Source organism: Bradyrhizobium sp. LeoB3 (assembly GCF_055456055.1).
In genome coordinates this window covers 1-26,361 of the sequence record NZ_JBVBEF010000104.1, presented here as the reverse complement: position 1 = coordinate 26,361, position 26,361 = coordinate 1, and the positions used below count along the sequence as shown (strand labels likewise).

Below are 26,361 nucleotides of genomic sequence, written 5' to 3'. Positions count from 1 at the left end.
CCGGCTTTCCCTGCGCGATGGTGTTACGGTTTCCTTCGCGCTCTCCCCGGTGACCGGGCTTTCTTGCCACCGTCGCCTCTCGCGCGAACTTCTTCGCGCAAAAAACTTAGCGCCAGCGTCGGGGCGCCAGGACCACACGACTTCGCCGTCCGTGACGTGTGTGCTCGTCAGTCACATCCATCACGTCCACCGCATCTCACCGCAACGTTCGTGACGATCGCGAGCCGCCCCTCATCCGCCGGTGAGACGCGCGGAGTTAAATCACTGATTTGCCCGACGGCGGAAGCAGAATGTTTTTTGCGCGGGGGCTGGACAGACTTTTGGTGATTTGCCCGTCGGGTCGTCGTGTCGCACCCAAGCACGCAAGATATCCTTGCACGCGAAGCGAAGCAGACTATCGCGGCGGCGTGAGGGTGCGAGGTACCAGCAGCTCTTGGATGAGATCCGCTATACGATGGCTCGCGAACTTCTCGGAGTGAGGGAGCTATCAGTCGGCGAAGTTGCGGAGGCATTGTCCTATTCTGAGCAATCCGACAAGGCATTCCGCCGCTGGAGCGGCATATCCCCTAACGAGTGGCGCGTGGCCGCGCGGTCCGGGTCCGAAGCGATCGATGAGCCGGCTACCGGTCAATTTCAGAAGCGAGCAATCGATTCAAGGAGCGCCCGTAAGCACCGCGGAACGGTCGCCTGATCGCTTGTCGGCCCCGAGTATTGTCTCCAAACCGGGCCTACCGGGTCGCTCTTTTGTGCGGCTAGTGTCCGAGATTAGGTCGAACCGTTAGGTCAAAAGAAGAACCACAGAACTCGGGCATGTCTTTTGCTTCTCGACAGGAAGCCATCCTGCCGAGGTCAGTATGTTAGGAATTCCACGTCGATACAGCCATTTCGTATATGGAACCATACAATCGGGTTTGACGTGCGCCATCGCGGCGGCGATCGCCAGCTATCCACTCGCGCATTCAGGAGACGTCGTGATGTGGTGGCTGCAATCATGGATGTTCTCCTGGTTCGTCATGTTGCCAGTCGTGCTATTCGCAGCGCCAGTTATCCGGCGACTGGCACTTGCTGTGACAAAGGAGGATTAGGGCGGGCGATGACGGGTTTGCCTCCGGACGATCTGATCGCCGAACTCAGCAAGTCACGATCGATGTCGGCCACTGCAATTTTGGCTCCCATTCAGACGCGCTGGCTCGGCTCTTCGGGAGAGGGCGGCTGATTCTGGCGAGAACGGATCGGCGAATGCAGGATCTAAGCAAAATCGATGTGCTTGTTCAGCGGCAACTCGCGGATGCGCTTGCCGGTGGCGGCGAAGATGGCGTTGGCGAGTGCTGGCGCGGCGGGAGGAACCGGGGGCTCGCCGATGCCGCGGATCGGGCTGCCGTTGTCGACGGCGCGCACTTCGATCGCCGGCGCCTGATTGAGGCGCAAGCCTTGATAGGCGTCGAAGTTCGTCTGCTCGGCGACGCCGTCCTTGAAGGTCAGTTCGCAATTGACAGCGTGGCCCAATCCCCAGATCACGGCGCCCTGAACCTGGTTCTCGAAATTGGTCGGGTCCAGCACCTTGCCGACATCGGCGGCGACGAACACCTTGTCGATCCGGATGCCGCGCGGCGTGTTCGAGACTTCCACGACCTCGGCCACCGGCACGCCGAATGACAGCGTGAACGCGATGCCGCGGCCGCGATCCTTGCCTGTAGCGCTGCCCCATTTCGACATCTCGCCCACGGTGGCAAGCACTCTGCGCGACGGCTCGTGCCAGCATAGCCGGATCAGTTCCTGCAGCGGATCAGCGCCCGCCGCGTGGATCAACTCATCGAGGAAGCCATTGTGCAGGAAGCCGTTTGCCGACGCGCCGACCGAGCGCCAGGAGCTTACCGGCACCAGCTCCGGCACGCGATAGCCGGTGACGCGATAATGCGGAATCCGGAACGGCTGGTCCCAGGCGCCCGCCACGATCGCGATATCCGGCCCGAAGGTCGGCATGTGCAGCCGCCCGATCTGAGAGGCTGTCACCGACGGACAGGCGACCTTGAGGTCATAGGCTTCGACCTTGCCATCCCTGACCGCGCCGCGCATGCGCGCCATGCCGAGCGGTCGCGGGAAGTCGTGGGTCATGTCCTCTTCGCGCCTCCAGGTCATCTTGATCGGAGATCCGGGATGCGCCTTTGCGAGCTCGACCGCCTGGCGGACATAATCGTCCTCGAGGCGCCGGCCAAAGCTGCCGCCTGACATCAGCGAATGCAGGTGGATGTTCTCCGCCTTAAGCCCGCTGACTTCGGCCGCCGCCGCCACCAAGAACAGCGGCATCTGCGTGGCCGTCCAGATATCGAGCCGTCCGTCCTTGAGCTGGACCACGGCGTTCATCGGCTCGAGCGGCGCATGCGCGAGATATGGCACCTTGTATTCGGCCGCGATCGCGCCATCGCCCTGCAGCGCCGTCTCGACATCACCCTCATCCTTGAGCCGGCTATCCTGGCGCTCGCCTGTGAAGGACGCCGCGACCGTCTCGAACATCGCTGCGCTGGATGGAGGATAGGGCGGCGGGCCCCAATCGCATTTGATCAATTCCGCCGCCTGGAAGGCACGCCAGGTGTTGTCGGCGATCACGCCGACGCCGCCGCTGATCGGCACGACCGCAATGACACCCCTCGCCTTCTCCGCCGCGCTCGCGTCATATCCCTTGATGCCGCCGCCGATGGAAGGATTGGCGCGAACCGTCGCGTAGACCATGCCGGGCATGCTGATATCGATGCCGAACGTGGCTGTGCCGGTCGACTTCGCGACGATGTCGATGCGCTGCATCGGCTTGCCGAGATAGCGCCACTCCGACTCCGGCTTGAGCCGGACCTTGCGCGGCGGCTCGATCTTGGCCGCTTCCGCTGCCAGCGACGCGTAGCTCAGCATCTCGCCACGCGGCGTGATCACGCTGCCGTCCCTGGTCTTCAACTGATGCTTTGGAATTCCAGTCTGCATCGCTGCCGCCTGCAACAGGACTTCGCGAGCGGCCGCGCCGGCAATGCGCATCTTCTCGTAGGCATCGGCAACCGACGACGATCCGCCGGTGATCTGCAGCCCCAGGAACTTGCTCACCGCGTCGCCCACGACGCGCGCCGAGCGCGCCTTGATGCTGCCGTCGGTTGCCGGAACGGGAAGGCCCTCGGCGGCGGCGATGCCGTTATAGTACGCGCTGCTCGGCGGTCCGAAATCGATCCTGATGTCGTTCCAGGCGATATCGAGCTCCTCGGCGACCAAAGCCGCAAGCACTGACGCGACACCCTGTCCGAGATCGGCGCGCGGCGTGATGATAGTGACGCCGGCCTGGTCGATGCGCACGTAAGGCGTCAGCGCCGCCTGCCCGTCGCCAAGCTCCTTCAGCAGCGGATTGATCGGCTCGCGCTTATAGGCATAGACGCCGAACGCGACGCCGCCTGCGATCACAGCAGTACCGATCAGGAAGGTGCGCCGCGCGATGGTGCCGGCCCTGCTCATGTCGGGCGGCCTTTGAGTTCACGCGCTGCGGCCTTGATCGCGGCGCGGATGCGCGGATAAGTACCGCAGCGGCACAGATTGCCGGACATCGCCTCATCGATATCGTCGTCGCTCGGATTGCCGTTCGCGCTGAGCAGCGCGGCGGCCGACATGATCTGGCCGGATTGGCAGTAGCCGCATTGCGCGACCTGATGCTCGACCCACGCCTTTTGGACCGCATGCAGCGCCGCCGGTGTGCCCAATCCTTCGATCGTGATGACGTCGGCTTTGACGTCGCCGACCGGCAGTGAGCAGGAACGCACCGGCTCACCACCGACATGCACTGTGCAGGCCCCGCACATCGCAATGCCGCAGCCATATTTGGGACCGGTCACGCCAAGCACGTCGCGCAAGACCCACAGCAGGGGCATCTCGTCTTCGACGTCAACCTCATGCGTCCTGCCGTTGACGATGAGCTGCATGCGACCTCCGGAACCCGTGCGATGACGATCCTCGATCGCATGCGCATTTTCTCTGCCGCTCTGGTCAGAGCAACAGCAGCCTATGCCAAAGCCCTGGCTCTGTCATAGCGGTTCGGGGGCAGTTCACACACGCGTGTGCGCGTTGCGCGGCATCACGCCGCACGCAATCGTAGCCCGGGTGGAGCGAACGCGTAACCCGGGGACCGCTCGCAAACGAGGATAGAGGCGTCCCGGGTTGCGCTTCGCTTCACCCGGGCTACGAAAGTATCAGGCTACGGAAGCGTCAGGCGCGGCGGCGCTGCGGCGTGGTGCCGTTGGCGTCCCAGTGGCTCCAGCTCACGCTGGCGAGGCTTCGCCCGTCGGTGGCCAGCGGCCGCTTGGTTCGCCGCTCGTAATCGCCGATGCAGCGCTCCGCTTCCGTGATCTTCCGCTTCAGCTCGCTGATCGCTTGCTCGGTTTTTCGGTTGAAGGTCGGGATAGCGGCCCCCCCGAACCGGGCGATTTCCAATTCCTTGAGCGCAGCGCGGTGCTTCCTGACCTGCGCCCGTTGCCAGGCAATATGGCTATCGCTGTCCGCCGTCATGTTGCAGCCACCAGCTTGGATCGTTGCGCGGCATTGGGTACTTCGATGTCGACCTCGAGCATCGAGACAAACTTGCCCCGATCCATCTTGACCACGACCTTCTCCGGATCGAGATCCACATGCTTGGAAACCACCGCGAGGATTTCAGAGCGCAGCAATTCCAACAGTTCGGGCGCACCGCTGCCACCGACCCCGCGTTCATGCGCGAGCAGGATCTGCAGCCGTTCCCGCGCGACCGGCGCGGAGCCGGAGCGGCCGCTCATAAGCCGCAGGAGATTCATCATGCCGCCCTCCGTCGTAATAGCCTGTTCATCAGTCCCTTGCGTTCAACCGGCACCGTCATGGGCACCGTCTCGCCCATCAGGCGGCGTACAGCGTCCATGTAGGCGCGGGACGGCGCGCTGTTCGTGCTGTTCAGCGTGACCGGACAACCGACATTGGATGCGCGCAGCACGTCCTGGCTTTCGGGGATGATGCCGAGCAGCGGCGTCGCAAGGATCTCCAGGATATCGTCGATCGAGAGCATCTCGCCGCGCGAGGCGCGCGAGGCGTCGTACCGGGTGACCAGGAGGTGCTTCTCGACCCGCTCGCCCCGCTCTGCTTTGGCGGTTTTCGAATCCAGCATGCCGATGATGCGATCGGAGTCGCGCACCGATGACACTTCGGGATTGGTGACGATGACCGCCTCGTCCGCATAGCGCATCGCCAGCGTCGCGCCGCGTTCGATACCCGCCGGGCTGTCGCACAGGATCCAGTCGAACTTGGTCCTGAGCTCGTTGATGACCCGCCGCACGCCCTCATCCGTCAGCGCATCCTTGTCGCGGGTTTGCGACGCCGGAATCAGCCACAGATTCTCCAGGCGCTTGTCGCGGATCAGCGCCTGCGAGAGCTTGGCGACGCCCTGCACCACGTTGATGAGGTCGAACACGACCCGCCGTTCCGCGCCCATCACCAGGTCGAGGTTGCGCAAGCCGACATCGAAGTCGATCACGACAACGCTTTGTCCGGCTTGCGCAAGAGCCGCACCGAGCGCAGCCGTGGACGTCGTCTTGCCGACGCCTCCCTTCCCAGACGTCACGACCAAAACCTTGGCCATTTTCTCTCCTCCTTTGGTCGATCAATTCAGCGCTGTGATTTTGAGGGAATCGTCTTCGAGCCACGCCTGGGCCGGCCGGCTGCGCAGGCTTTCGCCGATGTCCTCTGCGGTCTGGTAGTAGCCATCGATGGCCAGTAGTTCGGCTTCGATCCTCTGGCAGAAGATCCGTGCCGATGAATTGCCGTTGATGCCGGCCATCGCCCGGCCGCGCAGCGTTCCATAGACATGAATGGAACCGCCGGCGACGATTTCGGCGCCCGAGCCGACCGAGCCCAGCACGGTGACATCGCCATCCGTGAACACGATCGACTGGCCGGAACGCACCGGCTGGTCGAGCAGCAGCGATGTCTGTTTCGGTTTCGCCGGCTTGGCTTGCGGCTTTGGCGGCTCAGACTGCGGGAGCCCGCAGGGCCGGCCGCCCGTGAGTAGCGGCGGCAGGCTGCTCGTGAGATGGTCGGGGCTGACGCCCTCGATGCCGAGCACGCGGATGTTGCGCTGCTCGAGGTTGGCGACGAGATGCTGGATCGCGCTCTGGCTGAGGTCCAGCGCCGAGAGGTCGAGCACCACCGGCTTGCCGACGAAGAATCCGGGTGAACGGGCGAGCGTCGCGTCGATTTCCCCGAGCCAGTTCATGATCGGGACCACGGGGGTAAACACGAACGCAACGTAGGATCGGCCCCGCATGCGGACCAGTTGACGGTTTGACTGCACAGGTGCGTCCATCGCGGCCGACTCAGCTCCTTTTCGAATGGTTAATGATCGGTAGCCATGGTTAATCATCCGTTAACGGCCCTGTCATTCCACGGAATAAAGGCATAAAAGGCCTGTCCCGGTGGACCGGAGGGCAACAGCATGACGAGGCGGCCGGCGAATCAGTGCCGTAGCCCGCCTATAGAGATCTCAGGAGATCATGGCGATCCGGCGATGATGCCGAAGCGCAGGCCCTTTTCCTTGAGCCAACGGCGATAGGCGACGGAGGAGCCGTCGGCCCGGGTCGGGATTTCCGCGCGCGGCTCGAGCGGCAGCCGCAGGGGACGCTGGTTCTCGACGATGATGCGGTCCTGCGAAAAGATCACCTGCTCGAACTTCAGCATGTCGTTGTAGGCCGACTGCGCATCGACCAGGAACATCACCGGCTGGGCGCGGCACAGTTCCTCCTCGATCGGCTGGATGAACAGCGCGATCGCATCGAGCCGCGAGGGGGCCGAGGGGCATACCCGGTAGAGCATCACCGTGAACGGTGACGGCACGCGGTAGGTGAGCTGCACGAAATCGCCTGATGATTCCGTCACTGCGATGCGCGGCTGGAAGAAGCGGCAATTGCTCGCCCAGACCTCGTCGACGTCGCGGCGGATTTCGCTCTCATAGCTCGGCACCTCCGTGTGCGGCACGGCGCCGAGGATGTCGTGATGGACGTAAGGGAAATGCGCCATGTCGAGGAAATTCTCGATCACCCGCGGCGCGGAAGTGCGCATCTTGACCCAGCCGCAAATCACGAAACGGCGATCCTCCTCCGCGGCCTCAGCGATGTCGAAGATCTCGCGCCGCGGCTGGCCGAGCGTGGTCCATAGGCAGCCATAGCGCTCGCGGGTCGGCAGCGGCGCGGCCGGTGTGCCCGCGACGACTTCCCGTACGCGCGGGGCGCCATCGGCGTCGCGGTCGATGATCAGATCCTGGCCGAGCAGGCGCGTGAGACGCGGCGTTGCCGTCACCTCGGACAATGTCTCGATCGCGTACCATTCGTTCAGCGCGACGGGATCGGTGGTCTTGGCCATCGCCTCCCCCGTCAGACCGCGCCGGTCCACTGCACCGAGCCGTGGACGTGCTCGACGAGCCAGGCGGCGCGGCGCGCGAACAATCCCGGCGCCACCTCGTGCACGTGATCGATCAGCGCGCGCAGATCGGCCGTCTTCAACCGGCCGTCCTCGACGACGATCCGGCCGTCGACCATTGTCAGCGCAACATCGCCGCCGCGCACGGCGTGCACCAGATTGTGCTGCAGGTTGAAATAGGGTCCCTCGCCGAACAGTGGCGTCATCCGCGGCGTGTCGGTGCGCACCGCGATCAGGTCGGCCTTCTTGCCGATCTCGAGCGAGCCGATCTCATGGTCGAGGCCGATGGCGCGGGCGCCCATGATCGTGCCCATCCGCAGCGCGGTCCACGAATCCAGCGCCGCGGCATTGAGCGACTTCAGCTTGCCGAGCAGCGAGGCCGCCTTCATCTCCTCGAACATGTCGAGATTGTTGTTCTCCTTCTCACCGTCGGTGCCGAGGCCGACGGCGAGGCCAGCCTGCAGCATCGCCTCGACCGGCGCGATGCCGCTGGCGAGCTTCATGTTGCTGACGGGATTATGCGCGACCGAAACGCCGCGGCGGGCGAGCAGCGCGATCTCGGCATCGTCGAGCCAGACCGCATGCGCGATCATCGCCCGCGGCGTCTCGAACAAGCCGAGATCGTCGAGCACGAACATCGGCCGCTTGCCGTAGCGCTTCTCGAACTCGGCGACCTCGATTCCAGCCTCGCTGCAATGGGTGTGGAAACCAGTGCGGTGGCGTTTCGCCATCTCGACCGCGCGGCGTTGCGCGGCTTCGTCGGCATAGAAGAGATGCTCGAGCCCGACCCAGACGGAGATGCGACCGTCCTCCTTGCCGTGCCAGCTCTCGATCATCCGTTCGTTGTCGTCGAGCGTGTCGAAATAATTGTAGTCCGGATGCTCACCGACATAGGGCACCGCGACGAGGCGGTTGCCGATGGCGCTGGCCGCGCGTGCGCTGCCATCCATGAAGCGCCACATGTCGACCGTCGTGGTGGTGCCGGAGAGCACGCTCTCGGCGTAGCAGAGATAGGACGCGGCCTCCGCCTCGTGCGGCCGGAGCACGCGATGCATCGGATTGATGTGCAGGCGCAACCAGTCCCACACCGGCAGGTGCTCGGCGGTGCCGCGCAGGAAGCCGGAATGCATGTGGCAGTTCACCAGCCCCGGCATCACCAGGCAGTTCTTGAGGTAGGTGACCTCGGCCGCCGGCTCGGCGGCGCAGAGCGCGTTGCTCTTGCCCACCGCAGCAATGCGGGCGCCGCGCACCAGCACCGCGCCGTCGGCGATAACACGGTTGGCTTCGTCCATGGTGAGAACGAAGTCGGCGGTGATGATCTGGTCCTTTGCGTTCATGCCGCCTGCTCTGCAGGTTTCATGCCGGTGATCAAATCGGCGGCGCGCTCGCCGATCATCACCACGGGCGCATGGGTATTGCAGGACGGGATGATCGGGATCACCGAGGCATCCGCGATGCGCAGCCCCTCGACGCCGCGCACCCGCAACTCCGGGTCGACCACGGCGCGCTCGCTTGTGCCCATCGCGCAGGTGCCGCAGGTGTGAAAGAAGGTCGAGCAGCTCATGCGGATGAATTCGATCTTCTCGCTACGCGACAACATGCGGTCGGGCGCGGCCGGCGCCGCGATGAGATCGGCGAAGGCCTTGGAAGCGGAGAGTTCCACGATGGTGTCGAGGCCGGCGATCAGCGCTTCGAGGTCGGCGGGCTCGGCGAGGAAGTTCGGCTGCAGCTCGATGGCTGCACCCGGCTCAGCGCTGTTGAGCCGCATGCGGCCGATGCTGGCCGAGCCCATCAAGCCCGGCGACATCGCGAAGATATCTCCTGAGAGATCGTAAGCCGCGGCAACCTCATCGTTGGCGTGACGGCCCTGCACGACGAAAGCGTGGAGATCGGGTGCGGTGCACGCAGCGGCGCTCTTCCAGTTCATCATGCTGCCGCCGCCATTGTCGCGGACCGGCCCGAGCGGCGCCTTGGCACGAAAGTTCATGCCCATCAACAGCGGATGGTCCTGCAGATTCTCGCCGACGCCTGCGAGGTCGGCGATGACTGATACGCCGAGCCGCGCCAATTCCTCGGCAGGCCCGATGCCGCTCGTCAGGAGCAGCCGCGGCGTGTCGATCGCACCGAGCGCCAGGATGATCTCGGAGTCCGCGCGCGTCTCAACGATGGCGCCGTCGATGATCGCGCGCACCGCGCGGGCGCGGCGGCCCTCGAACGAAAGACCGATCGCGAGCGCGTCGGTGCGGATGGTGAGATTGTTCCGCTCCGCCATTGGGTGGAGATAACCGCGCGCCGCGCTCCAGCGCTTGCCGTAGCGAGCGTTGAGATTGGGAAGGCTGGCGCCCTCGTTGGTCGCGCCGTTCGGATCGTCGATCACGGGGATGCCGAGTTCGGCGGCGCCCGCGAGCATGGCGAGCGCGATCGGATGCGGATCGCGCGGCCGCTCGATGCGCAAAGGACCGCCGGCGCCGCGATAGTCGGAGGCGCCGCCCTCCCAATCCTCGGCTCGCTGGAAGTAAGGCAGCACGGAACGGAAATTCCATCCCACAGCGCCCGCTGCCTCCCAGGCATCATAGTTGGAGGGATGGCCGCGGTACCACAGCATCGCGTTGAGGCTCGACGATCCCCCGAGCACGCGGCCGCGCGGAATCGCGATGCTGCGATCGTTCAACTCGCGCTGCGGCGCGTAGCGATAACCCCAGTCGTAGGGGCCGCCGAGCAGCGCGGTCCAGTTCGCGGCATCCTCGATCGCGGCGATGCCGGCATCCGACGGTCCGGCTTCGAGCAGCAGCACGCTCGCACCGCTGCGCTCAGCCAGCCGCCGCGCCACCACCGCGCCGCCGGATCCGCCGCCGACCACGATGTAATCATAGGCGGGGAGGAGCGCGGTCATCGCGCAACACTGGTTGGTAAGACAGTCTGGCCGCGCACTCGCCTCACCTCTCCCCTTGTGGGAGAGGTCGGATCGCATCGCAAGATGCGATCCGGGTGAGAGGTCTCGCTCTCTCGTGGGACCTGATCGCCCTCACCCGGCGCTACGCGCCGACCTCTCCCCGATGGGGAGAGGTGCAGAAGCCACGCGGCTGCAGATCGAGCCAATAACATCATGCCTTAGTTATGCTCGCTCGGGCCCATGATGACGATGTTCTCGGTGCGCTCGACGTGGCGGACGAAGATGTATTTGTCCTCGCGCCCGTCGCTGTGCTTGCGCCTGATGTCGGGCTGCACGGTGCCGGACACTTTTGCCACGACCAGATATGGCTCCTGCGCCGCCAGCCCGTCCGCGCAATGGCCGTCGAATTCCTCGACGGTGCGCGCGGTATAGGCCCGCGTCACGCCCGCGCCGCGCGCGATCGCGGCTATGTCGACGCGGCCGCTTGCCGTATGCGTCGGCGGGCCGCCGATCGACTGGTAGCATTCATTGTCCCAGACCACGATGAACAGATTCTTCGGCTGCTCGTTGGCGATGGTGGCGAGGATGCCGAGGTTGAACATCATGCCGCCGTCGGTATCGAGCGAAACGATGCGCCGATGCGGCAGGCCTGCCGCAAGACCAAACGCCTGCGCGCTGACGCAACCGAGCTGCTGCTGGAACAGGCTGGCATCGCGCATATGCGGAGCGGCGTTGTACCATTCGTCGACACTCGCACCGAGCGAGAGGATCACGAGTTCGTCGGAGAGCCGGCGCGCCAGCGCCTTCATGCAGTCGAACCGCTTCATCGCACCACGCTCCCGCCCAGCGCGACCGCCGAGTGATAATAGGCCGAATAGGACCAACTGAACGCATCGGTGATGGCGCGCTCGATCCGCTCCTCTTCCGTCACGATGCGATAGGGAATGCGCAGCGCGTTCAGCACCGGCTCCATGGTGATGCCGTGCGGGATCGCCCACCAATTGTTCTCGCCGAGCTCGCCGCGATAGCTCATCAGCATCACCACCGGGATGCCGGCCCCGAGCCCCATCCGCGCCAGCGGCTCGACCGAGGCGCGCAGGCCCGAATTCTCCATCACCAGCGCCGCGCGCTTGCCCGACAGGAACACGCCACCGCAGATCGCGGCGCCCTCGCCTTCATTGGTGACGCGAATGGTGCGGATATCCGGGTCGGCGTCGAGCGCCGGATAGAGCTCTTTGAATAGCGAGTCCGGCAGATAGCAGACGATGCTGACACCTGCTTTCTTCAAGCCGCGGATCACGGCGTCGACGGCGGATGGCTTCATGCAGATTCCCTTTTCGGGCAAAATCTCAGGCGCGAGATGTTCTGAATAGGCCCTGATTTCTCACCAGCCTGATGCGCCATGCGCAACATCTCTCAGCCGCCGGACAGGCCCTCGATCGCCCGCGTCAGCATGGTGGCGAGGCTCGAGGCCGCTTCCGACATGCCGGACTTGGCGCGCGACAGCAGCACCAGCTTTCGTGGCCGCAATTTGGGGTCGCGCAGCGGCACGAACACCAGCGCCCCGCTCCTGATCTCGCGCTGAACGCCGATCCGCGTCTGCAGCGCAACGCCGTTGCCGCGCATGGCAAGATCGGCCATGACCGTGATCGAGTTGGTCAGCGCGCGGCGCCCGAAATCGATCGATGAGCCGTTCAGCGCTTCCTCGATCGACGCCCCGAGCGAGAGGCTGGCATCCGACAGCACGACGCGCTCGCCCGCGAGATCGAACAGCCTGAGCTCGCTGCGGCCGGCGAGCCGGTGCCCGGGATGCATCAGCGCCCCCATATTCAGCACCGTGCCGGCGAGCCGCTGCGCATTGCGCGGCGTCTTGATGTCGAAAGCGATGCCGATGTCGCATTCGCCGTCGGCCACCGCGTCGAACGCATGTTCCGATCCCATCACCTTGATGTCGACGGTGATCGCCGGATAGCTCTCCCAGAACGTCGACATCACGTCGAGCAACAACCCGCGCGCGATGCTCTCCACCACCGCCACCGTAACAGTGCCGCGACGAAGACCCTGGAGGTCGGTGATCTCGGTGTAGGCGCGCGTCATCTCGCCCTGGCTGGCGCGCGTGCGGTAGAGCAGGATTTCGCCGGCGCTGGTGAGCTTCAGCCGCTGGCGGATGCGCTCGAACAGCGGCGTCTGCAGTTCATCCTCGAGTTGACCGATCACGCGGCTGATCGAGGACGGCGCGACATTGAGCACGCGCGCGGCCTGCCGGATCGAGCCGAGCTGGGCGACGAGCTGGAAATAATGCAGGCGCGTCGAGATCAGGCCGAGCCGGTGTGGATCCATCTGCTACTCGAACAGCGGCGCGAGCCGCATTTCCGGCACCAGCACCAGCCCCTTGTCGGTGATGCGGATTTCGGGGATCACCGACAGCGGGATCAGGTTGAAGCCCATATAGGGGATGGTGCAGCCGGCTTCCTGCCATGCCACCTTGAGTTTCTGCACCTGTTCGGCGACCTCGGTCACCCGCTTGTCGGAGAGCAGGCCTGCGATCGGCAGCGGCACCATCGCCTTCACCTTGCCGTCGGCAACGACGCAGACGCCGCCTTGATGATCCCTGATCGCAGCAAGCGCGACCTGCATGTCATCTTCGTTGGTGCCGGCAATGATGATGTTGTGGCTGTCATGCCCCACACTCGATGCCACCGCGCCGTGCTTGAGACCGAAATCCTTGAGGAGACCGTGGGCAACATTGCCGGCCGATTTGCCGTGGCGTTCCACCACGGTGACGAAGCAGAGGCCGTAGCGCTCGAACAGCGGCTGCCAGTCATTGGCGGGCTCGATCGCGATGCGGTCGTGGATCAGGGTGATGCCGGGCAGCGCGGTTCTGATAGCATTGACGGTGCAGGCCTCGGTCGGCAGCGCCGGCGTCAGCTTCACCTCGTCAGGCAATTTCACCGTCGAATAGGCGGCTTGCGGATAGCGGTAGCGCTTCGACAGCGCGGCATCGAGCAGTGGCGTGATCTTGCCGTTCTCGACCACGCATTCGCCGCCATACCAGGTGGCGCGCGGCTTGAGCGAGTCGTCGAGCAGCACCAGATCGGCGCGCCGCCCGCCGCCGAGGCCGCCGATCTCGCCCTCGGCACCGAAGCGCGTGGCGCCGTGCAGCGACCCCATCGACCATGCCTGCTCTGGCGACATGCCGGCTTTGACGGCCTCGCGCACCACCCAGTCGAGACCGAATTGCAGGAGATCGTCGGCATCGCGATCGTCGGTGCAGACGGCGACGCGCTTATGCGACGCGCCGAGTTCGGTGATGGTGCGGATCGCCTGCGGCAGCGAATGCCACGGCGTGGTCGGCGGACCGCCGCGCAGGAAGATCCAGACGCCGGCTTCCAAGAGATCGTCGGCGATGTCGCGGTCGATCGCCTCGTGCGTGTCGGTGACACCGCTCGCGGCATAGGCCGCGACGAATTCACGGCCATAGACATGGCCCGACACCGGCCGTCCGCGCTTGAGCGCCGCGGCAAGGATCGCGTGGCTGCGCTCGTCGCCGAGCGTCACGGGGACGAAATCCATCTTCTCGCCGAGCGCCACCGCCTCCGGCCAGCGGTCAAACAGGCCGGCGATCTTCTCCGCGGTGAGATCGCCGCCGGCGGTCTCGAGTTCCGGCGAGGTGGCCGGCACCGTGCTCGGCACGGTCAGGAAGATCGAGAGCGGCGCCTCGCGCGCATCCTCCAGCATCGCCTCGACGCCGGCGACGTCCATCACATTGCCGATCTCATGGCTGTCGCAGAATATCGTCGTGGTGCCGTTGAGCAGGGCCGCTTCGGCATAGGCGCAGGCCGTCACCATCGAGGATTCGATATGGATGTGCGGATCGACCAGCCCTGGCGCGATGATGCCGCCAGCAACGTCCTTGATCGCGGCGTCGCCCCCGGCAGCCTTGTGCGCGCCGGCCGGCTTCACCGCGGCGATCCGCCCGCCTGCAATCCAGATCTCCCTGTTGTCGATGATCCGCTCCGAATAAGTCGAGAGCACGTGCGCGCCCGTGATGACGAGATCGGGCGCCGCCCGTCCCGAGGCAACGTCGGCGAGACGGCGGGTCATGGTGTGGAGCGGCTGGACGGAAAAGCGGGTGAGCCTGGTCATGGCGGCCTCTTACGTTGCACGTGCGTGATCGGCCTCAATAATAGTCGGGAATGCCCGGCATGGTCACGAACCCCGGGGTAGTCCGCACGCGGCGCATCCAGCGCCGCAGCGCCGGATAGGCCTCATGTTCGATGCCGAAATCGCGGCTCAGCGCGATTGCCGGGAACAGCGCGAGATCGGCAAGCGATGGATTATCGCCAACGAACCAGGCGGCGCGATCAAATTCGCGTGCCGTCATGTGATCCTCCATCAGGCGGAAGGCGCACCGCGCGGCAAAGCCCAGCGCCACCTCATCCCCTGGTTCGTCGAACATCGCCAGCCGCCGCGCGAGGAAGGCGGCATGGAGATCGCGGCTGGCAAATTGCAGCCACATCGCGACCAGGCCGCGCGCCTTCGGTTCGGCGGGCAGCCACGCGTTACCGTTGTCATGGGCGCGGGCGAGATAGGTCATGATCGCTTCCGCTTCGCTCAGCACGAAATCGCTGTTCGTGAGGATCGGCAGGCTGCCGCGCGGATTGAGTGCCATCAGCGCAGGCGCGAGATGTTCACGACCCGGCACCATGTTGACCGGGACCTTGCGGTAGGACAATCCGAGCACGGACAGGAACAGCCGCACCTTGTAGCAATTTTCGTCGAGCTCGAAGTCGTAGAGAGAAATCTCGCTCACGGCGCCACCCCGTGATGCACTTCGCCGGTGGGCCGCGCCGCTCCTTCGATCTCACGTCGCAAGGCTTCACCCCAGGCGGAGACGCGCTTCTGGCTATCGCCGGAATGGACGTCCGGCGGTCCGGCAATGACGATGTGAAGTGCGGCTTCCACATCGGATAGCGGCTGCACCGCGACCAGAATTTCGTCGCCGCCGCGCTTCAGCGAGACCAGCGCATCGGTGCGCGACCGCTGCGTCGCGCCGCCGGCATTCTTGAGCGATGGGCATTCGGCGAGAACGAGCGCGTCGAACACCTTGGCTGCCGAAGCATCGACATAGAGGCTGCGCACCGGTGTCACCGGCGCGCGCTCGGCAAACCCGATGTCCTGCGGCGCACCGCTGTCGAGCTCGTTATAGGCCCAGACAATGCCGAGCCGTTCGATCGACGGATAGGTTGCAACCCGGATCGTGCTGGGGACGGCAAGATCGGGATGCGCCGGAATATAGCGGCATTGCGCCGCCGTATCGTACTGCCAGCCGTGATAGAGGCAGGCAATATGATTGTCCCGCACAAAACCGAAACTCAAGCGCATGCCCCGATGCGGGCAGCGATCTTCCCAGACATGCGAAGCGCCCGCGCTGTCGCGCCAGACCACAAGCTCGCGGCCGAACAGCCGCGCGCCGGTGGACGTGCCACGCTCCAGCCCCTCCGCCAGCGCGACCGGATACCAGCCTGTTTCCATCAGCCCATCTCCATCACCAAGCTCCAAACGGGGTGCAAGACTTACGCCGAGGCATTCTTCCGCCAGACATCCCGCACCAGGCAGTCGATCGGCCCGAGGCTGCACGCCATCTCGAACGCATCGACCAGCGCCGGCTGTCCTGAAACCGCCACCTCGATGCAATCAGGCGCCGTCTCCACCACCGCGTCGAGTTGCAACCGCCGCGCGCGGTGGTTGACGAACTCGACGAAGCTGTCGACGCGAAACTGCCCTGCGAAGACGATAACGGTGGCTCCCTGCATGCGCTCACATCCCTGTGGTTCGATTTATTCGAGCGTGCCGCGATCAGGGCAAGCGGAAAGATTGCCCATGCATATCCTTTGAGCAGAGAAGCAGCGATCTGCTTGTTTTTTAAGGCATCGTTGCCGAACGATGTTGCGCTAGCGCGATCACCGCAATCGAAAAAAAGCGCCTATGCGAAACAGCCAGCGACAGACACGCTGACTATGCGCAAGCGTGCGGGATGGGCCGGTGATGCCGCCGATGCGCGGACTGCGGCATGGACCTTGCTACGGAAATCTTTCGGTAACAGAGCGCCGACACGCTGTGTCGACGATCGGCATTGCCCGGAGTTTCCGGCTGGTCTTGGCCACGGCAACGATCCGCAAGAGTACACGGGCTCCAACACGAGGCTTAGCTCAACCATGTCAGACCTCCGCCATCTGTCCCGCCGGCGCTTCCTGAACCTCGGCGCCGCCGCCGGCTCCTCGCTCCTGCTGCCGCCGGGCCTGATCCGCTCCGCGCATGCCGCGGCACCGCTGCCGGCGATCGCCGAGAAGGATGCCGTGATCGCCTTCGGCCACACCGGTCCCGTCACCGACGAAGGCTGGACCTGGAGTCACGACCAGGGGATGAAGGCGGTGAAAGCGGCATTCCCGCAAGTGAAGACCGTGTTCGTGGAGAGCATCCCCTACTCCGCCGATGCGACGCGCACCTATCGCCAGTTCGTCTCCGAGAATGCCTGCATGGTGTTCGCGACATCGAACTATGGCGACTTCCTCTACGATGTGGCAAAGCGCTCGCCGAAGGTCGCGTTCTACGAATGCGACGGCCGCAATCCGCTCGACAATCTCAGCACCTATTATGTCGCGCACTGGTACCCGACCTACGTCACCGGCGTTGCCGCTGGCCTGATGAGCAAGAGCGGCAAGCTCGGCTATGTCGCATCCTTCCCGGTGCCGTCGGTGTTCTCCGGCACCAACGCGTTCCTGATGGGCGCGCGCTCGGTCAATCCGAACGCCACCATGCAGGTCATCACGATCAATTCCTGGTTCGATCCGCAGGCCGCGACGCAAGCCGGCACCGCGCTGCTCGACAATGGCTGCGACCTCCTGTTCGGCATCATGGACGAGGCCGGCTATCTGCAGGTCGCCGAGAAGCGCGGCGCCAAGGCGGTAATGTGGAACACGGATATTCGCCGCTACGGGCCGAAGGCCTACATCAGCTCGATCGTCATCGACTTCAAGCAATACTATGTCGGCGAGGTGAAGAAGCGGCTCGAAGGCACCTGGACGCCCTCCAGCACCATCCTGCCGATGGGCGCCGGCGTCGACCGCGACGCCTGGGGCGAGAGCGTGCCGGAGGATGTGCGCAAGCAGGCCGACGCGGTGCGCGAAAAGATCCTCGGCGGCTGGTCGCCTTTCGTCGGCGAGATCAAGGACGCCAAGGGCAATGTGAAAGTCGCCAGTGGCAAGCGCATGAGCGAGACCGAGCTCTACAACTGGGATTGGCCGATCGCCGGCATTTCGGGGCTCTGAAGCGCTGTCGTGATGGCGATGCCCGATGTCACCGAGCGTCCTCCCGGCACGCCACCGCTCGTGCAGCTCCGGGGCATCGCCAAGTATTTTCCCGGCGTCGTTGCCAATCAGGACGTGGATCTCGAAGTATGGCCCGGCGAGATCCACGCACTCCTGGGCGAGAATGGCGCCGGGAAATCCACCTTGATGAATATCCTGACCGGCATCTACCAGCCCGATGCCGGGGAGATCATCATCGACGGCTACCTGAAAAGCTTTGCCTCGCCGGTTGAGGCGATCGCGGCCGGGATCGGCATGGTGCATCAGCATTTCAAATTGGTGCGCGCCTTCACCGTCGCCGAGAACATCCACCTCGGCTGGTCGGAAACGCCGCGCAGGATCAGCGCGCAGGAACTGGAAGCGCGCACCGCGCAGCTCTCGGCCTCGCTCAATCTCGCGGTCCGCCCGGGCGCGCGGATCGACGAACTCTCGACCGGCGAGCAGCAGCGGGTCGAGATCTTGCGCGTGCTCGCGCGCAAAGCGCGTGTGCTGATCCTGGACGAGCCGACCGCTGTGCTGACGCCGTCGGAAGCGCGCGAATTGTTCAAGGCGCTGAAGGAATTCGTCGCGCGCGGCAACGCCGTGATCTTCATCAGCCACAAGCTGGACGAGGTGCTGGAGATTTCCGACCGCATCACCGTGCTGCGCGGCGGCCGCAAGGTGGCGACCGAACCGACCGGCGCCTGCAGCGAAAAGATGCTGGCGAAATTGATGGTTGGGCACGAGATCGTGCTCGACGATTTACGCGCACGGGGACCGAACGCAGTCGCCAAAGCCAACGAGCCGGTCGTCAGCTTGCGCGAGGTGACGGCACGGGACAGCACCGGCCATACCGTACTGAACAAGGTTTCGCTTGATATCGCGGGCGGGGAGATCCTCGGTATCGCAGGAGTGGCCGGCAATGGGCAGAAAGAGTTGAGCGAACTCCTGACCGGAATGCGCGCGGCCAGCTCCGGACAGATCACGCTCGGCGGACGCGATGTCTCCACCGCTGATGCTGCTGACTTCTCCGATTTCGGCGTCGGACATATCCCGGAAGACCGGCTGCGCAGCGGACTGGCACCCGCGCTCAGCGTCACCGACAACGCGGTGATCCGGGAATATGACCGCGCGCCGGTCTCGCTCGGACCGTGGTACCGGCCGCGCGCGGCAGCGGCGCTGGCGCGCAAGATAGCGGAAGCCGCTGCCGTGATGGTGCCGAACTATTCGATGCCGATCCGCAACCTCTCCGGCGGCAATCAGCAGCGTTTCGTGGCGCGGCGCGAGATGCGGATCGCGACCAAGCTTCTCGTCGCCGCCTATCCAAGCCGCGGCCTCGACGTCGGCGCAATCAACACCATGATGCGCTATTTCGTCGAGCTGCGCGATGCCGGCGTCGGCATCGTCGTGATCTCGGAAGAGCTCGAGGAACTGCTCAACCTCTCCGACCGCATTGCGGTGATGTTCCACGGCGAGATCATGGGCATTGTCGATAGCGCAGGCGCCGATATCGAACAGATCGGCCTGATGATGGGCGGCCAGCGCGCGGCCACACCGGTGCGCGCGGCTGCGATGGTGCATTGACGATGGCAATCCGTTTGCAACGCCTGCCATCGGCCTCGCCTGCCATCGCGCTTGCGGCGCGTGCGATTGCGATCTTGCTGGCGCTCGTCACCGCCGGCCTCCTGCTCGCGGCCAGCGGCGCGCAACCGCTCAAGCTGGCGCAGCAGGTGTTGAAGTCGACCTTCGGCTCCGGTTTTGGCCTTGAGGATGTCGGCCTGCTGGTGACGCCGCTGATCCTCACCGGGCTTTCTGTCGCCGTCGCGCTTCGGATCGGCGCCTGGAATATCGGCGCGGAAGGACAGTTCTATGCCGGTGCCTTTGCCGCGACTGGCATGGCGCTGTTCGTCCCCGGTCCCACCGTCGTGATGCTGCCACTGATGTTCGTCGTCGGCGCGCTCGGCGGGCTGCTCTGGATTTTGATCCCGACGCTTGCGCGCGCCTATGCCGATGTCAGCGAGCTCATCACGACGCTGCTGCTCAACTTCGTCGCCACGCTGATGGTCTATTATGTCGCGACCGGCCCCTGGCTCGATCCCGGCGGGCATGCGCTGGGGACCACCGCGCGGCTGAAGCACGACATCCCCGAATTCATCGGCATGGTGCATTGGGGCTTTCCGATCGCGATCCTGCTGGCCGTGATCACGGCCGCCGCCTTCAGCTTCACGCGTTGGGGCTATGAGGTACGGATCGCGGGCTCGAACCCGCAGGCCGCCAAATATGCCGGCATGCCGTTCCGTCGCCACCTGATCGTGGTGATGCTGCTGTCGGGTGCGATCGCAGGCATCGCCGGCATGCTCGAGGTCGCCGGCACCGTGCATCGCCTGCAGGGCGGCATCTCAAACAATTTCGGCTATCTCGGCATCATGGTCGCGGTGCTGGCACGCGGCTCCTGCATCGGCGTGATCGCCGGTGCGGCGCTGATGGCCGTGATCCTCAATTCCGGCATCATCCTGCAGACCCAGGGCATTAACACCTCAACTGTACTCGCCATCACCGGGCTCATCCTGTTCTTCACCGCTGTCGGCGACGAACTCGCGCATTTCCGCATCGTCAACAGCAAACCGGCGGAGGCCTGAAGATGGACCTGATCGCGGGCATCCTGCACACGTCACTGCTCGCCGGCGGCGTTCTGGCGCTGGCGGCGCTTGGCGAGGTGCTGGCCGAGCGCGTCGGCGTGGTCAATCTCGGCGTTGAAGGATTGATGGCGCTCGGCGCGATATCAGGGATCGCCGCCGTCGTCACCACCAAGAGTCCGACCGCCGGTTTCGCGCTGGCGCTCGCGGTGGGGTTTGTGGTCGGCATGGTGTTTGCCGCGATCACGGTCTATCTGCGCGCCAACCAGGTGCTGTGCGGACTCGCATTGACCTTGATGGGCACGGGCTTTGCCGCGACCGTAGGCAAGGCCTATTCCGGAATCCCGGCGCCGGCGACGTTTACGAGCGTCGAGATCCCCTATCTCAGCTCGATCCCGCTGATCGGCCAGGTACTGTTCACGCAGAATGTGCTGGTCTACCTGATCTACATCATCCTGCCGGTGATGCTGCACGTCCTGATGTTCCGCACTCGCCACGGCCTCAACCTGCGCGCCGTCGGCGAGAACCCGGCCGCGGCGGACGCCGCAGGGATCGCCGTGCAACGGATTCGCTTTTGGTATGTGACCGCGGGCGCGGCGCTCGCCGCCGGCGCCGGCGCCTATCTCACGCTCGCCTTCGTGCCGTCATGGTCGGAAGGCGTCGTCGCCGGCCGCGGCTGGATCGCGGTGGCGCTGGTGATCTTCGCCGGCTATCGCCCGCTGAATGCGGTGCTGGCGGCGCTGCTGTTCGGCGTCATCACCTCGCTCGGTTTCGTCGGGCAGGCGCGCAACTGGCCGATCGCCGCACCCGTGCTCTCGATGCTGCCGTATCTCGGCACCATCGCCTTCATCGTCGTTCCCGTTGTCGCCTGGCACCGCATGCGCCAGGCGATGGCCGCACCCGCCGCGCTCGGCATTCCCTATTATCGTGACCTGCGGTGAGCTTATGTCGACGCTGCTTGTAAAGAACATCGATCACCTCGCGACCTTTGACGACGCCAATCGCGAGATCAAGGGCGGCGCGCTGTTCGTGCGTGACAATGTGATCGAGGCGGTCGGCAGCAATGCGGAGCTTGCGCATCTCGCCGCCGATAACGTGCTTGATCTTTCCGGCCACCTGGTGATGCCCGGCATGGTCAACACCCACCATCACATGTACCAGAACCTGACGCGGGTGATGGTACAGGACGATGAACTGTTCGTCTGGCTGACCACGCTCTATCCGATCTGGGCTGAGCTCGATGACGAGGCGATCTATGTCTCGGCCCGCGTCGCGATGGCCGAACTGATCGCCTCCGGCTGCACCACCAGCTCCGACCATCTCTACATCCAGCCGAACAATGTCCGGCTCGACAGCACGATCCAGGCGGCGCAGGAGCTGGGCCTGCGCTTTCACGCCGCGCGCGGCGCGATGTCCCGCGGCAAGAGCCAGGGCGGGCTGCCGCCGGACAATTGCGTTGAGAAGGAAGAGGACATCCTCAAGGATGCCGAACGGCTGATCCAGACCTACCACGACCCGAGCCGGCACGCGATGAGCCGGATCGTGCTCGCGCCCTGCTCGCCCTTCTCGGTGACACCAGGCCTGATGAAGGAAGCCGCCCAGCTTGCGCGCAGCCACAAGGGCGTGCACCTGCACGCGCATCTCGCCGAAGACCTCGACGAAGAGGTTTATTGCCGCGATATCTACGGCATGCGGCCGGTGGAATTCGCCGGCTCGGTCGACTGGCTGGGGCCGGACGTCTGGTTCGCGCACGCCATCTTCCTCGACGGCAACGAGATCAAGACCTTCGCCGAGACCGGCACCGGCATGGTGCATTGCCCCTCCGCCAACATGCGGTGCGGTCAGGGCATCGCAAAGATCCGCGAGATGCGGGACGCCGGCGTCACCTGCGGGCTCGGCGTCGACGGCTCCGCCTCCAACGACACCTCGAACCTCTTCCTCGAGGCGCGGTTAGCGCAGATGCTGCAGCGGGTCGCGCCGCACCGCTATCTCTCCGAGGCGCCGGGCGGCCGCGGCGGATTCGGCGGCAGCCCGAAGGCGCTGTCGGCGCGCGAGGCGCTGGACATGGCGACGCGCGGCGGCGCCAGACTGCTCGGCCGCGACGATATCGGGTATCTCGCGCCCGGCATGAGCGCGGATTTCATCGCGATCAGATTGAACCAGCTCGGGCTCTCCGGCACCCAGCGCGATCCGCTCGCGGCGATGATCATGTGCGGCCCGTTCAAGGTGGACTATTCCTTCATCAACGGCCGTAACATCATCCGCCGCGGAGAATTTGTGCATCACGACGTCGAGGCCTCGCTTGCGGATCACGCGAAGATCATGCAACGAATCTACCGGCAATAGCCCCACCGCAACGAAGCGGAGCTTGCACCATGAACGGCAACATCGACCCCGGCACGCTGAACCAGTGGTATGTGCTGGATGCGCTCAGCGACATCCCGGCATCGCCGCGGCGCAATCGGCTGCTCGGCGTTGAGCTGACCACGCTCCGCGACGCAGATGGCGCGGTCGTCGTCTCGGCGGAAGACCGCGACGATCCGCTGCCGGTACGCGAGCGTTACGGCTACCTCTGGACCACGCTCGGAAAGCCCGATCGCGACGTGTTGCCGCTTCCCGAAGCTGACGAAGCGGACCGGCGGCATATCGTCTGCGGCGCGGTCTCGGTGCACGCTTCGGGCCTGCGCATCGTCGAGAACTTCCTGGACATGGCGCATTTCCCGTTCGTCCACACCGACATCCTCGGCGCCGAGCCGCACACCGAGGTGCGCCACTACACGACCGAAATCCGCCGCGACGTCGACGAAGTCTGGGCCACCGACTGCGAATTCTTCCAGCCGCAGGCGGCGCTATCGGCAAGCGACGGCATTGTCACGCAATATATCTATCGGGTCGCCGCCCCCTTCGCGACGCTGCTCTACAAGACCTGCCCGAATGCCGCCGATCGCTGGGACGTGATCTGCCTGTTCGTACAGCCGCTCGACCCCGACCATTGCCGCGCTCACCCGGTGGGGTTCCTGATCGACGACACCTCCGAACTCGCCGATCTCATCCAGTTCCAGCAAATGATCTTCCTGCAGGACCGCATCATCCTGGAAAACCAGCGCCCGCGACTGCTGCCGCTGGAACCGCGGGCGGAAATCCCGACCCGGGCGGATGCCTCCTCCGTGGTATACCGGCGCTGGCTGAAGGAAAAAGGCGTCGTCTACGGAACCACGCTCGGGGCGGCATAGTGGCAGGGCTTCCTGCAGCGGCATTTTCGTAGGGGTACTGGAACATCTTGTGACTAGAGCGTTTTCGGTTCTGATTGCATCAGAACCGAAGCTCTAGATTCTTGCTTTGACGCGTTTTCTTTGCGAACCGGTGTCCACCCTCGGATCAAGTCCGAGGGCATGCTTCGCTCGAAAACGCTCTATGCATTGGCAGGTAGTGAGCCGCCTGTCACAGGCATGCCAAACTATGGCCGTACCCGCGTTAAATACACGCGATTCCCGCCACCCCTCATCGTCGCAGCGTTTTCATGCCGAGCAACTGTCTCCGACTCATCACGATTGCGCTCACCTGTCTGCTGCTGCTGATGTCGCCTGCGCGAGCGCAGATGATGATCCCGAACACGTCGCCGCCTCCTCCGCCGCAGCCGTCAGCAGCGGCGCAGGCGCAAGCGACGCTGGATATCCTGCAGGACGACCAGAAGCGGGCTCAGCTCATCCAGACGCTGCAGACCATTGCGAAGGCGTCGTCCTCCGGTGCGCCCGCGCAGCCACCCTCTTCGGCCTCATCCCCAGCTTTCGCCGACAATCTCGGCGTCCAGCTTCTCGCCGAAGTCTCGGACTGGTTCGGCGACGTCTCGGACCAGCTCGCCACCGCGGCCCGCGCAGTGTCCGATTTTCCGATGATCTGGGGCTGGCTGGTCAATCTCACCACCAATCCGTACATGCAGCAGATGCTGCTCGACACAGCGTGGCGGCTCGTGCTCGTCATCGCCTGCGCTTTCATGGCGGAATGGATCATCCGCCGCGCGATCCGGCGTCCGCTCAACGCCATCGACCGCTACATTCCATTGCGCGCGCGGCATGTCGATACCGTACGGGATCCGAGTGCGGCCAACGAAACGCAGCCGGTCCGGCGCTGGCATGCAACGCTCACCTACGCCTGGCAACTCGCCATCCGGCTTCCCTTTGCATTGGCGCGGCTGTTCCTGGACCTGCTGCCGGTGGTCTGCTTCGCGGCGATCGGCAATCTCCTGCTCGCAACCGACATCGGCCGAGCACCGACGCCGCGCGTCGTGATCCTGGCAATGGTCAATGCTTACGTGATCTACCGCAGCATCCTCGCCGTCACCGCGGCGGTGATGTCGCCGGTCTCCAGCCAGCCCAGCCTGTTCATCATCCGCGACGAGGCCGCCGCCTATCTCGACATCTGGTGGCGGCGGATCGTCGCCTTCACGGTGTTCGGCATCGCCCTCGCCAACATCGCGCTGCTGCTCGGCCTGTACCGCCCGGCCTATCACGCGGTAGTTCGGCTGGTGATGCTGGTGGTGCACCTGTTCGTGGTCGTCATCATCCTGCAATGCCGCCGCAGCGTCGCCGACTGGATCCGGGCGCCGGAGGGCGCGCGCGGCCCGCTCGTGGTGATGCGCAACCGCTTCGCCGATGTCTGGCACATTCTCGCGATCGTCCTTGACCTCGCGCTATGGACCGTGTGGGCGCTGCGGGTGCAGAACGGCTATGCGCTGCTGTTCCGCTATTTCGTCGCCAGCATCGCCGTGCTCCTGATCGCGCGGCTGGCGTCGATCGCGATGATGGCGGCACTGGACCGCGTGTTCCGCATTAGCCCGGAGTTCACCCGCCAGTTTCCGGGCCTCGAAGCACGCGCCAACCGGTATTTCCCGGCATTGCGCAGCATCGTCTCAGGCGTCATCGCTGTCATCACCGTGATCGCGCTGCTCGAGGTCTGGGGCCTGGATGCGGCGGCATGGTTCACCAGCGACCATATCGGCGGACGCCTGCTATCGGCGCTGATCACGGTCGCGATCGCCGGCGTGGTTGCGCTTGCGATCTGGGAAGCGGTCAATGCCGCTGTCGAGCAGCATCTGCTGCAGCTGTCGCGCGAAGGACGCTACGCCCGCGCGGCGCGGATGCGCACCTTCCTGCCGATGCTGCGCACGACGCTGCTGTCGATCATCCTCACCGTGGTGGCGCTGACGGCGCTGAGCCAGCTCGGCGTCAACATCGCCCCGCTTTTAGCCGGCGCCGGCATCGTCGGCATCGCCATCGGCTTTGGCTCGCAGAAACTGGTGCAGGACGTCATCACCGGGCTGTTCCTCCTGCTCGAGAACGCAATGCAGGTCGGCGACTTCGTCACCGTGTCGGGCCTGTCCGGTGTCGTCGAGAATCTCTCGATCCGCACCATCCGGCTGCGCGCCGGCGACGGCTCCGTACACATCATCCCGTTCAGCTCGGTGACATCAGTCACCAACACCAACCGCGGCATCGGCAATGCCTCGGTCAGTGTCAACGTGGATTACAAGGAAGATCCCGATCGCGTCGGCGCCGTGCTGAAGGAGATCGGCGCCGAGCTGCGCAAGGATCCCGCATTCCAGCACATGATCCGCGGCGATCTCGACCTCTGGGGCGTCGACAAGGTCGATGCCACCATGACGACCATCGTCGGGCAGATCCAATGCACGGACTCCGGACGCTGGCCGGTGCAGCGTGAGTTCTACCGGCGGATGAAGAAGCGCTTCCACGAGCTCAACATCCAGATCGCCCGGCCACCGCAGACGATGCTCGTGCTGCAGTCGCCTTTCGAGCGGAAGGACGAGCCACGCGGCGCGGAAGCCGCGGAGTAGCCGCGGCGATATTCCGCGCAACAGCATGATCCGAGCCGATCGGAGCGGTTGCGCATAGCAAGCCTCCCCCTCTCCGATCGCGAGAGCCCGCCAACAGTTCTGTGCGTCAAGTTCAGCAAAATTGATCATGGGGTCCGGCCAAGCCATCCCCTCGGAGCCGCCGTCGCTCGC

25 protein-coding genes are annotated in these 26,361 nt (G+C 64.9%); 9 read left to right on the top strand and 16 right to left on the bottom strand.

The annotated features are described in order from the left end of the window. Positions 1–328 precede the first annotated feature (328 nt). Together ACZXDY_RS37920 and ACZXDY_RS37915 are read left to right on the top strand one after the other, a co-directional pair. A complete protein-coding gene (locus ACZXDY_RS37920; RefSeq protein ID WP_464349053.1) occupies positions 329–691 on the top strand; it encodes a helix-turn-helix domain-containing protein in 363 nt (120 codons plus the stop codon). Between the two features lie 163 nt (positions 692–854). After that, positions 855–1,085, top strand: a complete 231-nt coding sequence (locus tag ACZXDY_RS37915) for a DUF2798 domain-containing protein (protein WP_028162655.1) — start codon at positions 855–857, stop codon at positions 1,083–1,085. Between the two features lie 163 nt (positions 1,086–1,248). On the opposite strand, the gene ACZXDY_RS37910 is transcribed toward ACZXDY_RS37915, so the two are convergent. The 16 genes from ACZXDY_RS37910 to ACZXDY_RS37835 all read right to left on the bottom strand — a co-directional run bounded on the left by ACZXDY_RS37910 (position 1,249) and on the right by ACZXDY_RS37835 (position 16,170). Next, positions 1,249–3,489, bottom strand: a complete 2,241-nt coding sequence (locus ACZXDY_RS37910) for a xanthine dehydrogenase family protein molybdopterin-binding subunit (protein ID WP_464349052.1) — start codon at positions 3,487–3,489, stop codon at positions 1,249–1,251. After that, a complete protein-coding gene (locus ACZXDY_RS37905; protein WP_464349051.1) occupies positions 3,486–3,950 on the bottom strand; it encodes a (2Fe-2S)-binding protein in 465 nt (154 codons plus the stop codon). The genes ACZXDY_RS37910 and ACZXDY_RS37905 overlap by 4 nt, the downstream gene beginning before the upstream one ends. A gap of 283 nt (positions 3,951–4,233) precedes the next feature. Beyond that, on the bottom strand, positions 4,234–4,533 hold the full coding sequence (locus ACZXDY_RS37900) for a hypothetical protein (RefSeq protein ID WP_028162658.1): 300 nt from the start codon (positions 4,531–4,533) through the stop codon (positions 4,234–4,236). Continuing rightward, entirely contained in the window at positions 4,530–4,814 is a 285-nt protein-coding gene (minE, locus tag ACZXDY_RS37895) for a cell division topological specificity factor MinE (RefSeq protein WP_208822162.1), read from the bottom strand. Before minE ends, ACZXDY_RS37900 begins: the two co-directional genes overlap by 4 nt. Further along, the gene (gene minD / locus ACZXDY_RS37890; RefSeq protein WP_130225893.1) at positions 4,814–5,629 is read right to left on the bottom strand and encodes a septum site-determining protein MinD; all 816 of its coding nucleotides are present in this window, start codon (positions 5,627–5,629) and stop codon (positions 4,814–4,816) included. The genes minE and minD overlap by 1 nt, the downstream gene beginning before the upstream one ends. 21 nt (positions 5,630–5,650) lie before the next feature. Next, positions 5,651–6,352: a septum site-determining protein MinC gene (gene minC, locus ACZXDY_RS37885; RefSeq protein WP_028162661.1), complete on the bottom strand. Its 702-nt coding sequence runs from the start codon at positions 6,350–6,352 to the stop codon at positions 5,651–5,653. 185 nt (positions 6,353–6,537) lie between these two features. Next, entirely contained in the window at positions 6,538–7,404 is an 867-nt protein-coding gene (locus ACZXDY_RS37880; protein WP_464349050.1) for an aromatic ring-hydroxylating dioxygenase subunit alpha, read from the bottom strand. An 11-nt stretch (positions 7,405–7,415) separates the two neighbouring features. Next, positions 7,416–8,798 carry an amidohydrolase family protein gene (locus ACZXDY_RS37875; protein ID WP_464349049.1) on the bottom strand — a complete coding sequence of 461 codons (1,383 nt, stop codon included), beginning with the start codon at positions 8,796–8,798 and terminating at the stop codon, positions 7,416–7,418. Continuing rightward, positions 8,795–10,354 carry a GMC family oxidoreductase gene (locus ACZXDY_RS37870; protein WP_464349048.1) on the bottom strand — a complete coding sequence of 520 codons (1,560 nt, stop codon included), beginning with the start codon at positions 10,352–10,354 and terminating at the stop codon, positions 8,795–8,797. Before ACZXDY_RS37870 ends, ACZXDY_RS37875 begins: the two co-directional genes overlap by 4 nt. 218 nt (positions 10,355–10,572) lie before the next feature. Continuing rightward, positions 10,573–11,181 (bottom strand): thiamine pyrophosphate-dependent enzyme, encoded by a 609-nt coding sequence (locus ACZXDY_RS37865; RefSeq protein WP_464349047.1) that lies wholly within the window; start codon positions 11,179–11,181, stop codon positions 10,573–10,575. Then, complete coding sequence (locus ACZXDY_RS37860; protein ID WP_028162666.1) at positions 11,178–11,678, bottom strand: thiamine pyrophosphate-binding protein; 501 nt, start codon at positions 11,676–11,678, stop codon at positions 11,178–11,180. Before ACZXDY_RS37860 ends, ACZXDY_RS37865 begins: the two co-directional genes overlap by 4 nt. Positions 11,679–11,770: 92 nt before the next feature. Next, positions 11,771–12,694, bottom strand: coding sequence for a LysR family transcriptional regulator (locus tag ACZXDY_RS37855; protein WP_130225886.1), 924 nt, complete (start codon positions 12,692–12,694; stop codon positions 11,771–11,773). A 3-nt stretch (positions 12,695–12,697) separates the two neighbouring features. Next, positions 12,698–14,500: an adenine deaminase gene (locus ACZXDY_RS37850; protein ID WP_464349046.1), complete on the bottom strand. Its 1,803-nt coding sequence runs from the start codon at positions 14,498–14,500 to the stop codon at positions 12,698–12,700. 34 nt (positions 14,501–14,534) lie between these two features. Beyond that, the gene (locus tag ACZXDY_RS37845; protein WP_464349045.1) at positions 14,535–15,167 is read right to left on the bottom strand and encodes a glutathione S-transferase family protein; all 633 of its coding nucleotides are present in this window, start codon (positions 15,165–15,167) and stop codon (positions 14,535–14,537) included. After that, positions 15,164–15,889 (bottom strand): Rieske 2Fe-2S domain-containing protein, encoded by a 726-nt coding sequence (locus ACZXDY_RS37840; RefSeq protein WP_456642576.1) that lies wholly within the window; start codon positions 15,887–15,889, stop codon positions 15,164–15,166. The genes ACZXDY_RS37845 and ACZXDY_RS37840 overlap by 4 nt, the downstream gene beginning before the upstream one ends. A 41-nt stretch (positions 15,890–15,930) precedes the next feature. Next, positions 15,931–16,170, bottom strand: coding sequence for a hypothetical protein (locus tag ACZXDY_RS37835; RefSeq protein WP_464349044.1), 240 nt, complete (start codon positions 16,168–16,170; stop codon positions 15,931–15,933). 402 nt (positions 16,171–16,572) lie between these two features. Here ACZXDY_RS37835 and ACZXDY_RS37830 point away from each other — a divergent pair, with 402 nt between their 5' ends. The 7 genes from ACZXDY_RS37830 (at position 16,573) to ACZXDY_RS37800 (ending at position 26,190) form a co-directional block, all read left to right on the top strand. Then, a complete protein-coding gene (locus ACZXDY_RS37830; RefSeq protein ID WP_464349043.1) occupies positions 16,573–17,685 on the top strand; it encodes a BMP family ABC transporter substrate-binding protein in 1,113 nt (370 codons plus the stop codon). A gap of 12 nt (positions 17,686–17,697) precedes the next feature. Beyond that, positions 17,698–19,287 carry an ABC transporter ATP-binding protein gene (locus ACZXDY_RS37825; RefSeq protein ID WP_464349042.1) on the top strand — a complete coding sequence of 530 codons (1,590 nt, stop codon included), beginning with the start codon at positions 17,698–17,700 and terminating at the stop codon, positions 19,285–19,287. Positions 19,288–19,289: 2 nt separating this feature from the next. Then, on the top strand, positions 19,290–20,342 hold the full coding sequence (locus ACZXDY_RS37820; RefSeq protein WP_464349041.1) for an ABC transporter permease: 1,053 nt from the start codon (positions 19,290–19,292) through the stop codon (positions 20,340–20,342). A 2-nt stretch (positions 20,343–20,344) separates the two neighbouring features. Then, a complete protein-coding gene (locus ACZXDY_RS37815; protein WP_464349040.1) occupies positions 20,345–21,280 on the top strand; it encodes an ABC transporter permease in 936 nt (311 codons plus the stop codon). A 4-nt stretch (positions 21,281–21,284) separates the two neighbouring features. Then, complete coding sequence (locus ACZXDY_RS37810) at positions 21,285–22,685, top strand: 8-oxoguanine deaminase (protein WP_464349039.1); 1,401 nt, start codon at positions 21,285–21,287, stop codon at positions 22,683–22,685. Positions 22,686–22,714: 29 nt separating this feature from the next. Beyond that, complete coding sequence (locus tag ACZXDY_RS37805; RefSeq protein ID WP_028162677.1) at positions 22,715–23,572, top strand: aromatic ring-hydroxylating oxygenase subunit alpha; 858 nt, start codon at positions 22,715–22,717, stop codon at positions 23,570–23,572. Between the two features lie 287 nt (positions 23,573–23,859). Beyond that, entirely contained in the window at positions 23,860–26,190 is a 2,331-nt protein-coding gene (locus tag ACZXDY_RS37800; RefSeq protein WP_464349038.1) for a mechanosensitive ion channel domain-containing protein, read from the top strand. Positions 26,191–26,361 lie beyond the last annotated feature (171 nt).